The sequence below is a fragment of the Ramlibacter sp. genome (genome assembly GCF_036383835.1).
GTDB lineage: Bacteria > Pseudomonadota > Gammaproteobacteria > Burkholderiales > Burkholderiaceae_C > Ramlibacter.
Genome location: NZ_DASVNN010000053.1, coordinates 35,252 through 49,769 on the forward strand (window position 1 = coordinate 35,252; position 14,518 = coordinate 49,769).

Annotated in this window: 9 protein-coding genes, 1 tRNA gene and 1 pseudogene; 10 read left to right on the forward strand and 1 reads right to left on the reverse strand. The window is 62.9% G+C overall.

What is annotated here, in order from left to right:
• The first annotated feature begins 260 nt into the window (after positions 1 to 260).
• The 8 genes and pseudogenes from VF522_RS08825 to VF522_RS08860 form a co-directional block, all read left to right on the forward strand.
• Complete coding sequence (locus tag VF522_RS08825) at positions 261 to 2,909, forward strand: VCBS repeat-containing protein (protein WP_330907873.1); 2,649 nt, start codon at positions 261 to 263, stop codon at positions 2,907 to 2,909.
• Between the two features lie 554 nt (positions 2,910 to 3,463).
• On the forward strand, positions 3,464 to 3,742 hold the full coding sequence (locus VF522_RS08830; protein WP_330907874.1) for a DUF2604 domain-containing protein: 279 nt from the start codon (positions 3,464 to 3,466) through the stop codon (positions 3,740 to 3,742).
• A 9-nt stretch (positions 3,743 to 3,751) separates the two neighbouring features.
• Entirely contained in the window at positions 3,752 to 4,402 is a 651-nt protein-coding gene (locus VF522_RS08835) for a putative metal-binding protein (RefSeq protein WP_330907875.1), read from the forward strand.
• Positions 4,402 to 4,884, forward strand: coding sequence for a hypothetical protein (locus VF522_RS08840; RefSeq protein WP_330907876.1), 483 nt, complete (start codon positions 4,402 to 4,404; stop codon positions 4,882 to 4,884). Before VF522_RS08835 ends, VF522_RS08840 begins: the two co-directional genes overlap by 1 nt.
• Before the next feature lie 2 nt (positions 4,885 to 4,886).
• Positions 4,887 to 6,446, forward strand: a complete 1,560-nt coding sequence (locus VF522_RS08845) for an E2 ligase fold family C protein (RefSeq protein ID WP_330907877.1) — start codon at positions 4,887 to 4,889, stop codon at positions 6,444 to 6,446.
• Between the two features lie 721 nt (positions 6,447 to 7,167).
• A complete protein-coding gene (locus VF522_RS08850; protein ID WP_330907878.1) occupies positions 7,168 to 9,657 on the forward strand; it encodes a helicase C-terminal domain-containing protein in 2,490 nt (829 codons plus the stop codon).
• 138 nt (positions 9,658 to 9,795) lie between these two features.
• Positions 9,796 to 9,951, forward strand: coding sequence for a hypothetical protein (locus VF522_RS08855; RefSeq protein ID WP_330907879.1), 156 nt, complete (start codon positions 9,796 to 9,798; stop codon positions 9,949 to 9,951).
• A 172-nt stretch (positions 9,952 to 10,123) separates the two neighbouring features.
• Positions 10,124 to 10,246 (forward strand): annotated as a pseudogene (locus tag VF522_RS08860) (ThiF family adenylyltransferase); the annotation flags it as partial.
• A 93-nt stretch (positions 10,247 to 10,339) separates the two neighbouring features.
• Here the strand turns inward: VF522_RS08860 and VF522_RS08865 are convergent.
• Positions 10,340 to 10,963 carry a tyrosine-type recombinase/integrase gene (locus VF522_RS08865; RefSeq protein ID WP_330907880.1) on the reverse strand — a complete coding sequence of 208 codons (624 nt, stop codon included), beginning with the start codon at positions 10,961 to 10,963 and terminating at the stop codon, positions 10,340 to 10,342.
• Positions 10,964 to 11,468: 505 nt separating this feature from the next.
• Here VF522_RS08865 and VF522_RS08870 point away from each other — a divergent pair.
• Together VF522_RS08870 and VF522_RS08875 are read left to right on the forward strand one after the other, a co-directional pair.
• The gene (locus VF522_RS08870) at positions 11,469 to 13,622 is read left to right on the forward strand and encodes a GNAT family N-acetyltransferase (RefSeq protein WP_330907881.1); all 2,154 of its coding nucleotides are present in this window, start codon (positions 11,469 to 11,471) and stop codon (positions 13,620 to 13,622) included.
• An 811-nt stretch (positions 13,623 to 14,433) separates the two neighbouring features.
• Positions 14,434 to 14,504: transfer RNA gene (locus VF522_RS08875), tRNA-Gly, on the forward strand.
• Positions 14,505 to 14,518: the final 14 nt, after the last annotated feature.

Consider the following 14,518-nt stretch of genomic DNA (forward strand, 5'->3'; position numbering starts at 1 on the left):
GCCAAGCCGGATCGCGGCTCACTCTAGGCGCGATCGGGGCGGGTGGTGTATCGGCGCGGGCGGGGAAAGGAAAGCAAGTCGACAAAACGTTTGCCGGCTCTGCTCGTCGGTTCGACGAGTGACACAATCGACGCCTGAGCGGGCGCCGACACCCTCGTGGCGGCGACAGTTCCACCGCGGTCAAGCGGCAAGACAACTTTGCGCCCGGGTCGGGATGGGAGAAGCGATGTCCTCCAGACACGGGAAGGAGCTTGGCCATCATGACCCTCGGGAACCGCACCGGCTGGGTGCGCCTGCGCGCACTGTTCACCTTCCTGGCCATGTCGCTGGCGCTTGCCAGCGCCCTTGCCCAATCGCCGACGTTCGCAAGAAGCGACTACCCCTTCATCGGGCACCAGGTCGTCGGGGACTTCAACGGCGACGGATTTCCCGACCTGGCGGGGCAAGCCCATCTGGTGCAGGCCGTCGCGGTCCGGTTGAACAACAACAACGGGACGTTCGGCGCGCTGGTCGAGTACCCCTTGCCCGTTGCCGCCCAGGACATCGTGGCGGGTGACTTCACCGGCGATGGCAGGCTGGATCTCGTCGTCACCCACAACGACCCGACCATCAGCGTCTCCTTGTTGACGGGCAGGGGCGACGGCACCTTCGCCGCGCCGGTGAGCCTCCCGAACACCTCCGGTTTCGACTCGCCGGACGTCGTTGCCGCGGACCTCAACAACGACGGCAAGCTCGATCTCGTCCTCTCCCACAATGCCGCCTGCTTCACCGCACCGTGCGTCATCGCCGAAACGATTTCGGTGATGCTCGGGAACGGCAACGGCACCTTCCAGCCTGCGCGCGAGATCGTCGTCGGCCGGGGCACGGGCCCCATCGCCGTCGGCGACTTCAACCGCGACGGCTTCAAGGACCTGGCGATCGCCGGCAGCGATGCGCGGGTCTTCCGCCTTTTCGGCGTCGGCGACGGGACCTTCATCCAGCAACCGACGTTGACGCTGCTCGCCGACCCCGGCTTCGTCCTCGGCACGGACATCGATGTCGCCGACTTCAACCGCGACGGCATCGAGGACCTGGTGGTGGCCATCGCCACCAATGGCAGCCGCACGGCCATCCTGATCGGCAACGGCAACGGCGACGGCACGTTCCGCACACCCTTGATCCTCACCGATCCCAATCTCAACATCCCCCAGTACCAGGCGGTCGCCGATTACAACGGCGACGGATTCCTGGACCTGGCGCTCAGCATGGGCAACGGCCTGCAAGGGTTGATGAACATCCGCAACGGCAACGGCGACGGCACGTTCCAGGCGCCGGTGGCCCACCAAGTACCGGGCCCGATGTCGAGTGCCGGTGGGGCCGACATCGTGGCAGCGGACCTCAACGGCGACGGCAAGCCGGACATCGTGCTGGGCCAGTCGGGCGCCTTCCCAGGCTTGCTGGTCTTGATCAACACCACGGGCGTCCCACCGCCTCCGACGCCCGCGGCGCCGACGCTGCTCTCCCCGGCCAACGATGCAACGCCGGGGCAACCGGTGGCTTTCGACTGGACCGATGTGGCCAACGCAACGAGCTACGAGATCCAGGTGGACGACAGTTCGACCTTCGCAGCGCCGTTCAGGGCGAACCAGACCGTCGGCGTTTCCCAGGTGAGCATCGGCGGCCTGCCCGCGCAACGCCTGTGGTGGCGGGTGCGGGCGCGCAATTCGGCCGGCGTGTTCGGGCCGTTCTCCGCCGCACGGCGCTTCACGCCGCAGGCCGCGGCGCCCGTCCCGGCGACGCTCTCGGCGATCGCGCTCAACCCGACGAGCGTCGCAGGCGGCAACACCGCGCAGGCAACCGCGACGCTGACGGCCGCTGCGCCCCCCGGCGGCGCGGTCGTGACGCTGTCAAGCAGCAACCTGGGCGTGGCCACGCTTCCCGCAAGCGCCACCGTGGCGGCGGGTGCCACCAGCGTGACGTTCACGGTCAGCACGGCGCCGGTCCCCGCGCCGACCCTGGTGACCATCACCGGGGCCTTCGGTGGGAACACCCGCAGCGCATCGCTGACCGTGACGCCACCGCCGCCACCGCCACCGCCGGTGACTCCGTCGTCCCTGTCCGTGTCCCCGGCGACGGTCGAGGGCGGCGCGAGCGTGGTCGGCACGATCTTCCTGTCGGCGGGGGCGCCCACCGGCGGCCTGGTCGTCGCGCTCACGAGCTCGGACACCACCGCGGCCACCGTGCCGGCGACGACGACCATCTTCCTGAGCAGCGGTACCTTCCCGATCACGACCCTGGCCGCCCCGACGAACAGGACGACGACCATCACCGCCACGGCCAACGGTGTCTCGCGGACGGCAACGCTCACCGTGCTCGGCACCGCCGCGCCGCCGTTGCTGTCAACGCTGACAGTGAACCCGACCACCGTGACCGGCGGCACCTCTTCGCAAGGCACGGTCGGCCTGACGTCGGCGGCGCCCGCGGGCGGGTTCGCGGTCTCGCTCTCGAGCAACAACATTGCGGCGACGGTGCCGGCCAGCGTGTCGGTGGCGCAAGGGTCGGCGACCGCAAGCTTCACGATCGGGACCAGCACCGTCACGTTCCCGACCCCGGTGACGCTCACCGCGAGCGCCGCGGGGGTGACGCGAACCGCGTCCCTGACGGTGACGCCTGCGGCGCAGACAGCCACGGTGACGGTGACGGCGACGGGGCGCAGCGGCGAGCGGGTGACATCGAGTCCGGCCGGCATCAATGTCAGCGTCGGCAGCAGCGGGTCGGCCTCGTTCAACACGGGGACCTCGCTCGTGTTGAGCGTCTCGAATGGGCGCGATGCGATTTGGTCGGGGGCGTGCTCCAGTGGGGGCAACAAGGCCAGGACGTGTACGTTTACGGTTAATGGGAGTGCGTCTGTGAGTGCGAACGTGCAGTAGGCGGCAACGCTTCAGACCACAGCTGATTGCTCATGGATTGGCCCGCGGCGTTCGTCGCGGGCCACGGCCTTCGCGCCGCCGCGCAGCGAAATGGGATGGAGGGCCGGCTCTTGGTCTGAACAGGATGACTGCTTTGGGTAGAAAGCAGCCATCACGCCGCTACTGCGCCGGTGGATCCTTTCAGACCAGATGCAGCGACGGTGGATGACCGCTTCAGACTGGGAGCGGTCGGTCGGGTTTGGTCGCCCGATGACCGCTGGCGCCGAGACCTGAACTTGACCGGACTTGCGCCGCGATGGACCTCCATTCGCCGGGAGCAGCCACTATCTGCCCCACGTTGCAGCCGACGTTCAAGCACGCCAGTCCGAGGATGCGACTACTTTTGATTGCCCCTGCTTGGGGGACGTGCGAGCACTAAGCTCCGGTTACTGTGCTCTATGGCTTGCTGACCGCCTCGGGCGTGTACATGGCGCCGGCCGGCAACGAAGGCGAACGCATTTGGAAGAGCTTCTGCCCGACGCCTCAACTCAACGACTTATTTAAAGGAGCCTCGCATGGCCAAGAACGACGACAAGGACGACAAGGACATCCACCTGAAGGTGGTGGTCAACGGCAAGGGCGTGTCCATGAAGGCAGCGCCGGACCTCCTGCTGGGCGCGCTGGTGGCGCTCACGCTGGAGAAGGCGAACGTCGCCATCGGCAACGACCCGGACCGCTGGAATTTCACCAACGCTGCAGGCGCGACGCTGGACAAGAACAAGCCCGTGGGCAGCTTCGGCTTCCAGAAGAACGAGGAAATCGCGTTGACCCTGGACGCGGGCGTGGTGGGCTGAGGCAGGCAGATGTACGCTGACCCCGCTGTTGTGCGCCGCAAGGTCGAGCGCGAGCTCAAGGAGTACGTCGAGCACATCGACCAGTACCGCGCACGTGGCATCTGGGTCCTGGAGTACATCTTCCCGGAGCTCCTCGTTGCGTTCGCCTCACCGAAGACCAAGCCGGCTGTCGCGCCGTACGGCGTCCTCTTGGACCTGCGCAACTACGACGTGGAGCCGCCGTCCATTCGCTTCGTCAACCCGTTCACCCGCGCGCCTCTGACGGCCGCGGAGTTGAATTACGCGTTCCCGCGGTACGAAGTCGTCAGCAAGGCTCCGGTGCAGGTCCAAAGGCCGCCCGCAGGTGAGCCTGCGGCAGAGCAGCCGCCTGCTGCCCCGCAGGGGTTTCAAGTTCAATTGCGCCCTGCCGGCAATCTGCTGCAGTTCTGGGGTCCCGCCGACGACCACCCGTTCATCTGCCTTGCTGGCGTGCGCGAGTACCACGACAACCCTGGGCACACGAGCGACTCCTGGTGGCTCCACCGCGCGATGGGCGCCGGGCGCATCGTCACCTTGCTCAACACGCTGTCGAAGTACGGGACCGAGCAGATTGTGGACATGAGCTACCAGGCGTTCGGGTTCCGGGAGTTCCTCATCCAGCCGAACCTAAACTTCGCCTGATGGAGCTCTCTCAAGCAACCGAGATTCAGGTGCCTGGCAAGGTGCTGCTGGACGGCTACGAGTTCATGCGCAGCGCCGGCAAGGTGAAGCTGGAGGGAATGGTCCTGTGGGCAGGTGTTCAGGCCGGGCAGGGCTTCACGGTCACGGAACTCATCGTGCCGAAGCAGAAGGGGCTGCGCACGCCCGACGGCGTGTGCGCCATCGTGGAGGGTGACGAACTGCGCCGGCTCAACATGTACCTGTACCGCAATTCGCTGGAGCTCATCGCGCAGGTCCACACCCACCCGACCGAGGCCTATCACTCCACCACGGACGACCAGTACGCCATCGCGACGACCATCGGCTCGTTCTCCATCGTTGTGCCGAACTTTGCGGTCATCGACTACGCGCTCTCCGAGTGCGCTGTGTACCGGCTCGATGCCAACGGCATCTGGAACGAAGTCGACGAAAGCGCGCAGCCCAACCGCATCACAGTCACCTGACCATGGCACTCCCTGATTACTACGCGCGCAACGCCCAGGCAGCGGCCTCGCTGATTCAGGGTTTCGATGCAACCGCCCTCGCGGCTCGACTCGAGAATGAAGTCGTTGGAATCATCGTGGACAAGTCGGTGCTGGATAGCCCCGAGGCGCAGCACGCCGTCGACCTCACGGTGCGCATGCTCGCTCGCCTGTATCCCACGCTGGCCATCGTCGCGGGTGCGGGTGTGAGCAAGGCATTCGTCTCCTCGCTAGGCAAGCTCGCCTCTGCCATCAACCCGAAGATTGACTTGGTCAGCGCACCGGACGCGGTGACCAAGATGCTGGTCTTTGGTGCCACCCCCTTCAAGGGCAAGTCCAAGGCGCAGGGCTTCACGTGGTACGTCGGGTCGGACAACTGGGTGCTGAAGCTGTCGCGAAAAGCGCCTGTAGGCTCCGGGAAGACTGCGAATCCGCTTGGGGCAGGCGCCGCCGCCTGCGTTGCCACCGCGAACGTGTTCAGGGCGGTGTTCGCAGCCGAGCTCGGAGGCGGCAAGCTGGATGACGAGGTCTCGTTCTCGCTCCTGACCATGCGACCGTTTGGCGGCGGGGAAAGTCCGGCGCTCGGGACGGTCCACCTTGACGACGTTCACCTGGTCGGCGCCGGCGCCATCGGCAATGGCGTCCTCTGGGCGCTCAGCCGGATGCAGTGCACCGGCCAGTTGCACGTGGTCGACCACGAGAAGGTGACGGACAGCAACCTGCAGCGCTACGTGATGCTCGAAGCCGCCAATCGTGACGCGGAAAAGGCTGCGCTGGCCAAGAGCTGGTTCCCCGTGCGCAAGGACGTCACCGTTGAAGGGCACGTGTCGAAGTGGGCGGACCACGTCGCTACTGTCCCCGACTACAAGGTGGACACCGTCCTGAGTGCCGTGGACACGGCCAAAGCCCGTATCGAGATTCAATCGAGCTTGCCCCGGACCATCTTCAACGCCTGGACGCAGCTCAGTGTGGCAGGCGTATCGAGGCACCAGTTCCTGGGCAATATGGCCTGCCTCGCATGCCTGTACCTGCCGAAGAAGGCAGCGCCCATGAACGAGGACGAGCTCGTGGTGCGAGCCCTGAAGTTGCCGGTCGACAAGCCGGTCATCGAAGACGTGCGTCGGCGCCTGCAGAAGAACGAGCCGACTGACCGTGCGTTCCTGGAGCGAGTCGCGGCGGCAGCCGGGGTTGAAATCGAGAAGCTCCTGCCGTTCGAGAACCGGCCACTGCGCGACCTCTATGTCGAAGGCGTTTGCGGCGGCAGGGTCATGGAGTTCCACCAGGCTGCGCTCCAGGCCAATGCGGAAGTGCCAATGGCGTTCCAGTCAGCGCTGGCGGGCATCCTGCTCGCAGCTGAGTTGGCTCGCCCGAACTGGCTGCCGCACGCCATGACCCAGTTCGACCTCCTGGACACATTCCCGGAGCAGCCCGGGACGACTCGGTTGAAGACCCAGTCCCCAGCGTGCTTGTGCCTGGACGCTGATTTCATCGACGTGTACCGCGCGAAGTACGGCTTCAAAGCCGCGCAGGCGCAGGCGGCCTAGGCGTTCGCCGGCATTGCAAGCGTGCCGTAGCGCTGCAGGTCATCAGCGTCGGCGCCGGCGGGTCACTCGCGGTGCAGCGGGGGCCTGTTCATCCCCCGAGTTGCGGGTGTAATCGCAGGCCGGTTAAGTGCTGCAGCCAAGGAATGGCCCCCCGGCCGCGCCGCTGCACGAGCGAGCCTCGCCCACAGCCAGGGCACACCTCCAGGTTTGTCGACTCCCCTTGGAAGTTCGTCACCGGCACCTTGAAGTCCTGCAGTAGCTCAGTGATGAAAGTGGACTCGCGCCCGACCTGCGTCTGGAGGGTCACGGTCTTCCGCGCTCGCGTGAGAGCCACGTAGAACAGGCGCCGCCACTACTCCGTGGCCGGGCTGATGGTCCCATGATGGCGGTTAGCGTAAGTCCACGCCTCCGGAACAACGGTCTGCAATCGCTGCGCAGCGGCCGTCTCTCTGCGACTGCTTGAGACTGATGTGCGTCGTCCAGTACCCTGCGCTCGAACGGCAGCATCTACGAGGAGCGATCATTGAATGCAAGGGGGCAGCGACCAACGCATCTCTCTCGGCACTTACGCAAGGATCAGTACCGCGCTCGGCTTCCCGTCCCCGCCGAGCTTAACGCGAGCCTGGGAATCACTGTTTGACCCGTCCAAGTTCTCCGCTGGCCTGTCGTGCGAGTATATTGGAGAAGGTTATGGGCGGCAGCCCACCATAGGGAGAGGGAGATGCTGGATTTTGATGCGCTGAGTGGCGCAATCAGCGGCACCACGGAGATCGTTGAGCCGCGGCAGATTTTTACGACGTTGGCGCGCCATCCACGGTTCAAATTCCCCTCGGCCAACCAAGGCGAGGTCTTGGACAAGTGGTACGAGAAGCGTGCACGGCGTGACAACACAATCAAAATGAACACCGGCTCCGGCAAGATGCTGGTGGGCCTGCTGGCGTTACAGAGCTGCCTGAATGAGAAGGTCGGGCCGGCCATTTACGTCACACCGGACAACTACTTGGTGACCCAGGTGCTCAAGGAAGCGCAAGACCTGGGCATCCCTGCCACTAACGACCTCAACCATGTTGGTTTCCTAGCCGGGCAGGCGATCTTGGTCGCCAATATCGACAAACTGGTCAATGGGAAGTCGCAGTTCGGTGTCGGCGCCGGAAACGTCCGTGTCCCGCTGGGCAGCGTCGTCATCGACGATGCGCATGCTTGTCTCGATGCTGTGGCCGACCAGTTCAGCATTGACATTCCCACTGGGCACGCCGCCCACACCGCGCTGCTCAAGCTATTCGAAGACGACCTGAAGCAGTACTCCATGGTTGGCTGGATAGAGCTCGATCGCAACGACATTCAGGCCTTGATCGCCGTACCGTTCTGGGCATGGCAGGATAAGAGCCAGCAGGTGCTAGAGGTCCTCGATGCGCACCGTGAATCGAATGAGCTGAAGTTTAGCTGGCCGTTGCTCAAGGGCGTAATCCCGTTGTGCACCTGCGTGTTCGGAGCGAACGCGCTTCAGATCAAGCCCCGCTGCCTTCCCATCGCGCAGATTCCTGCTTTCGACCGCGCAAAGCGGCGGATCTATATGACCGCAACGCTAGCGGACGATGGCATCCTGATCACCCACCTCGACGCGGACCCGGCTGCGATCGCGGATCCGATCAAGCCCAAGGGCGCTGGCGAGATTGGTGACCGCATGATCGTTGTGCCTCAGGAGGTTAACCCTGAGATTACCGACGAAGACGTCAGGACGCTGGCGAAGTCTATCTCGGTCCAACATAACGTTGTAGTTTTGGTGCCATCGTTCGCGCGGGCCGCTTTCTGGGCGCCGGTTGCGAACCAGACGTTGAGCAAGGACTCAATCGCCGAGGGAGTGGCCGCGCTCAAAAACAAGCACATGGGGCTGACCGTCTTGGTCAATCGGTACGACGGCGTAGATCTGCCGGAGAATGCCTGCCGATTGCTCATCGTCGATGGTATCCCCGAGGTGCACGACCTAGTCGAGCGGCTGGAAGCGTTGACTCTCGATGGCACGGAGCTATTGTTGCTTCGCCAGATTCAACGCATCGAGCAGGGCATGGGCCGTGGCGTCCGTTCGAGCGAGGACCGCTGTGCGGTGCTGCTGCTCGGCGCTCGATTAGCCCAGCGCATTAACATGCCTGAAGCTCGGCGAATGTTTACCGCAGCGACGCTCGCACAAATTGACCTTGGCAAGGCGGTCACCAAGCAGCTCAAAGGCAAGCCGATCGAGGATCTGCGGCCCACCCTTGAACTCTGCATCAACAAAGACGCAAAGTGGTGGCTGGCGGGACGCCAGTGGGTCGCAAAAGCCCCTGAGGGCGCTGCGAGTCATGTGGACATATCGATTCCTCTCGCTCGCGAGGCCTTTGACCATGCTTCGGTGGGCCAATGGTCTGCGGCCGCCGCCGCGCTGCAGCCGGCCATCCACGCGGAGAACGATCCCATCGTCCGCGGCTACCTCAAGCAGCAACTCGCCGAGCTCACGCACCACGACAGTCCTGTCGAGGCTCAGAAGCTACTGCTGGCCGGCATCGCCGACAACCCGCGAATCCTGAGGCCACTCCAAGGCATAACGTACAAGCGTATCCCGACGGCGACGCGCAGCCAGGGAGAATCGTCAGAAGACTTCGTCAGGGGGCGCTTTATCGATCCTAACGCGCTTGTCTTGTGGGCCAAGGCGCTGCTCGCTGATCTTTCGTGGGATCCGGACAAGACCGACAAATTCGAGGCGGCGATGCAGGACCTCGGCCACTTCCTCGGGTTTGGTTCTCAACGCCCTGACAAGAGCTATAAGGACGGTGGCCCGGACAACCTGTGGGCGCTGAGCGGCACCCGGTTTGCCGTGATCGAATGCAAGAGTGGGGTCGTCGACCCGACAAAGCCAATCTCGAAGGATTTTTGTAACCAGCTCTTGGGGTCCGAGTCCTGGTTCAAGACTCGGTACGAAGGCAGCGTCATCGCCGACCTCATCCTGGTCCATCCGTCCAGCAAGTTCGGACCGGCTGCATCTGCGGCCGCGAACATGCGTGTCATGGACGTCGCGTCGCTGCAGAAGCTGAAGGTTGCCATCGACGGATTCGCCAAGGCCGTCGTCTACGGGGACACCACCTTCGCGCCAGCCGTCAGATTTGTGGAAGCGCTGGTGCACTTCGGACTCGATGCTGCGCAAATCGTCGACCGCTACACCGTGGCGCCGACCTGATCTGCACGTCTTGCGCGAAAGACATCTTCGAAAAGTTTCGCAGGCGGGGGCTGGCTGCGTTTAACGACCTCATCGTTGACCGTGAGCTAGAGTCGCTGTTCCTGCACCTCAATCGATCACCCGACGACAGCTCGTCGCGTGCTTTCCGATGAAAACAGCAAGACCCTGTGCAAAGCGATCTTTGGGTTTGTGAACTCCTCGCGCGGCGTCATCGTTTGGGGCGTTCACTGCCGCCGCGATCCGGCCTGCGTCAAGGGCATCGCCAGCAAATGCCGGTGGTACCTCGGCTGGTGATTTGCGAGTCCAAGAGCGTAACCGTGCAGGAGCAAACGAGGCCGGGCCTATGACTGCAAGGCGTCCATTGAACAGTCGCGGCGACAGACAGCACCCGCTGCATCTAATATTCGGAGCTGAAACCCGCCGGCCAGCACCCCGCCTTGACCGGTCGGTCTCATGGACTTGGCCCCTGGCCGCCGCCGTCCGGCGCGCGCACGTGGTTGTGGTGGGCGTGGGGGGCGTCGGCTCCTGGGCCGCTGAGGCGCTGGCGCGCAGCGGCATCGGCACCCTGACGCTCGTCGACCTGGACCACGCCCGTTGATGGCGGGGGGCCCAATCTTCTAACGCCAGATAGCCGTCGAGAGGGACCGCTCCGGTATGTCCGCCGCGGTCGCGTGCGACATCCTCAGATTTCCGTCTGCTCGGAGATCTCGAGAGCGTCATCGACATCGATGCCGAGATACCTCACGGTCGACTCCAGCTTGGAGTGTCCGAGAAGCAGTTGCACAGCGCGAAGGTTCTTGGTGCGCCGATAGATCAGCGTCGCCTTCGTCCTGCGCATCGAGTGCGTGCCATAGTCAGCACGGTCCAGGCCCAGATCCTCAACCCAATGTTGGAGGATCCGTGCGTACTGCCGGGTGCCGAGATGGGGCGAGTCGTGCAGCCTACTAGGGAACAGGAAGTTCTCCGGCTTCAGCCCAGCATGCTTGATCCACACCTGTACGGCGTCCCGGGTCACTGCTGTGATCTCGAACTGCACCGGACGCTGGGTCTTGTGTTGCATGACTATAGCGCGTGGCGCCACCTGATCGCCATGGCACACGTCTCTGACTTTGAGGGCGACGAGGTCGCATCCGCGAAGCTTGCTGTCGATACCCAAGTTGAAGAGCGCGAGCTCTCGCACCCGCCCTTCCATCTGCAAGCGGACGCGCAGAGCCCAGATGTCCTTCAGCTTGAAGGGCGCCTTCTGGCCGGCGATCCTGCCCTTGTTCCACGGCTCGCGATGAGTGGCATTGCGTTCGGTTTCCATGATGGTCTCCCATCGAGTTCAGGGCCATCCAGATTGCGCTTGTCGGCCGTTGGTGTGCCACTATCAACCACACGCGGCGCGATGCCGAAGGCTGGCCATGGAGCTCAGGTTCGGAGCGAGCGTTCTAACTAACGGCCCACGTCATGAACGGTACTTTGCGCAGGCGGGAGGAAGGATCGGTCAAGAATGGATGCTGCCGGTCGAAATTCGCCGCAGACTGTCGGTGAAAAAAGGCAGTCACAGATTGAACACGGGAATCTGGCGTCCATGGTGACCCTAGGTTTCGGCCGGCAGAGCCCGCCAATCATCCCCGACTCTTTCTTCGAGCATCGCTCGAGCGGCAGATCTGCGACGTCGAATGTGAAGATGGACTGTTCCGACACCGCGCTGCACCCTGTATGGTCGGCACTACGTGGAGCGGCCAATCCGTGCGCCAATCCTCTTTTCACGCATAGGCCCTCGACCACATCTGCAGTTAAAGTTGTCAATAGTTCTGGAGGGAGTCATGACAACTAACGGAGGCCCGACCAGGGTGCTCACGGAGCCAAGCTCCGTCTCGGCATTCTTGAATGAGGTGGTGCAGGCCGCAGACAGCGAAAGGGATGCCCTCGGCTTCTTCTCGCGTAGCGTCTATGCAGACTTCTGCCGCAGGGGGCAATTGTTTGTAGCGCTGGCGTCAGGCAGTACCGGCGAGTTCTATGCGGGCCACCTTTTGTTTGACCTTCGCTTCCCCAAGGCGCATGTACGGCAGATTTATGTTTCGAGGGCACATCGGGGGCGGAGCATCGGGAGGACGCTGCTGAACGCCATGAAGAACATGCTTACCGAGGGGCAGTTCATTTCAATTCATGCACGCGTCGCTGAAGATTTAAGAGATGCCAACATGTTCTGGGAGGCGCAGGGGTTTTATGCGCAACGGGTTACCGTGGGCGGGGCCAGCCGCAATCGCATGATCGTGGTTAGAGCCCATGAGCTCGACACGCCGCAACTTTTTGGTTCGAGCGGAATTACCGCCGCAGATCCACTTGGCTTGGATGCTATGGAAGGAGCGGCCAAACCGCTTTATCTCCTGGATCTGAATGTACTTTTCGACCTAGGCCCCCGTCGGCCCCGACATGAACTGGCCATGAGCGTCTTTAGAGCAGAACGAATGCGGGCCTGCTCACTTGCTGTCAGTAGCGAGATCGAAACGGAGTTGAACCGTACTGCACACGGCGGCAAGACGGATCCAATGCTCTCTTTGGCGGGAACTCTCGCGAAGTTCCCAAGTCCGCCCGATGAGGATTGGGCTCGTTTATCTCCGATGCTTGCCTCGCTAGTGTTTCCCGAGCGACAGGGCTCCCTCTCGGACAACGACAAATCTGACTTGATGCATCTTGCAACCGCCATTCACCATGGCCTGCCAGGCCTTATAACAAGCGATGGACGAATCCTCGAGCGGGCGCCTGAGCTCAGACAGCGGTTCGGCGTGGACGCCATATCGCCAGAACTGTTTCAAGTCGAGCCGGATCACACGACAGACCCAGTAGTTCACGAAGCGCATAGCACCGACATCATTGAAATGCAAGCCGCGTCGCATGGCGACACTGCGGCCATTCGGGGGGTGCTGACGGCCTTAAACATCGACACGGCCACTCAAGTCAACGAGTGGTCAGCAACCGACGCAGGCAGTTCGGCGTGCCTTCGATACGTGGTGCGATGCAACGGTGTGGTTTCCGGCTACCTTGTATTGCCAGCGAACATTCGAGGTCATGAAATTCGCGCTTATGCCGCCGTCGCCGAAAACCAGAGAGACGCGCGTGAGACAGCGCAGTCATTGCTCCGGCACATTCTGAGCATCGTGACGACTGGCGAAGTCGCCCATGTACGGTTGAGTTGTCCACCGCGCCAAGCCTCACTGCGAGAAGTGGCGGCCACGTTTGGCTATGTCGCGTCACCATCGAGTTCGAATGACCTGCAGAAGATTGTTGCCAAGAGGCGCTTGACCGAAGGGAACTGGACTGCCGGCCGCGATTCGCTTGCAGCTGTGGGCAAACTCGGTTTGCCCGATGCGCTCCCTGTGTTCCGACATGTGGATCAGCAAATTCCAGTCATCCGACCGGATGGCCAAAGGGTGCTGGTCCCTCTGTACAAGTTGGAGTCCCTGCTGGCACCAATACTCCTCTGCCTGCCGGGCCGAGAGGGCGTATTGGTCCCTATCCGCAAGCACTTTGAAGAGCACCTCTTGGCGGACTCGCCCCAGGACTCTCTCCTCCCTCGGGGAAAGGCCCAGTTGGCTCCTTTGCGCCACTACTTGAGCGACAAGAAGACATTGAAGAACTTTGCTCGCGGCGATCTGATGTTCTTCTATGAATCCGTAAAAAATAAGGGGGCCGGCGCCGTCGTCGCGGTTGGGCGTGTACTGCGCGCCTACCTTCGTGACGAGTCTGCGATGCACGCTGGAGACTTGGCCCCTTCTGTGCTGGATAGCAGCCAACTTTCAAGCATTGGGGTCTCGAAAACAAAGACCATCACCGTCTTCGACAATGTGCTGCGCTTGCCGAGACCTGTTCCGCTGCGCGAACTCAGAAGCATGGGGTGCGGCGAGCCCCACCAACTCATTACCAGCCAACGACTGTCGTCTGGACAAGTCCAGGCGATCCTAGAGAAGGGCCTTTGATGCAATCGACCCAGCATGTGCTCATTTCACTTGACGAGCGCCATGCAACCAACATCCTCGCAGGTAGCAAGCAAGTGGAGCTCAGACGCAGAACTATGCATGTTGAACCCGGCTCAACCGTTTGGCTCTACGTTAAAAAGCCGATCGGAGCAGTGGTTGGTTTCGCGACAGTCGGAGCGACCTATGCGGCCGCGCCAAGTACCGTATGGCGCAAATACGGGCGTGTCTCGGGTCTCAGTAAGTCCGAATTTATGAGCTACTTTGCCGGCGCCGCTTCGGCGTCGGTAATGGCTCTATCTGGCTCGAGGAAACTGACGAGGCCTGTATCGCTTGAGGCCCTCCGTACGGCGATGCCTGGGTTCCAACCACCTCAGTTTTACTGTCGCCTCGAGACTGGTTCATCTATCAAGCTGCGCCTTCAACGGAGCAACGCTACGCCATGAGCACCGTCGAGCCAGTAGGCTCCGCTGCGACTCTAGGATAGCGGCACGAGTTGACAGCCGCTGCACCTGCGAGCAACGACGACGTCGGCGGCGCCTCGCTGGGCGGCTCAATGACCGCATTTGAGCAGAGATCGTGAACTAGCCTTCCAACGTCGACCGACCGCAACCGCTGCAAAGCAGTCGATCTTGCCGGCCGTTAGAAGCGGTAGCCAGAGGCCGTTGCTGCCCCAGTTGCAACCGAGCGGAAGTCCGCTCCCGGCCAGAATCGGACCCTGAGCACGGCGCTCCGAAGCATCCGCGAGAGCGCCTTGACTGTATCCGGCGCCTAAAAGCAGCCGGCCAATCCCGCGTAGAATCCCCACCGTCCCGCGGGCGTCGTTCAATGGCAGGACCTGAGCTTCCCAAGCTCAAGACGTGGGTTCGATTCCCATCGCCCGCTCAAGCACCTCGCTG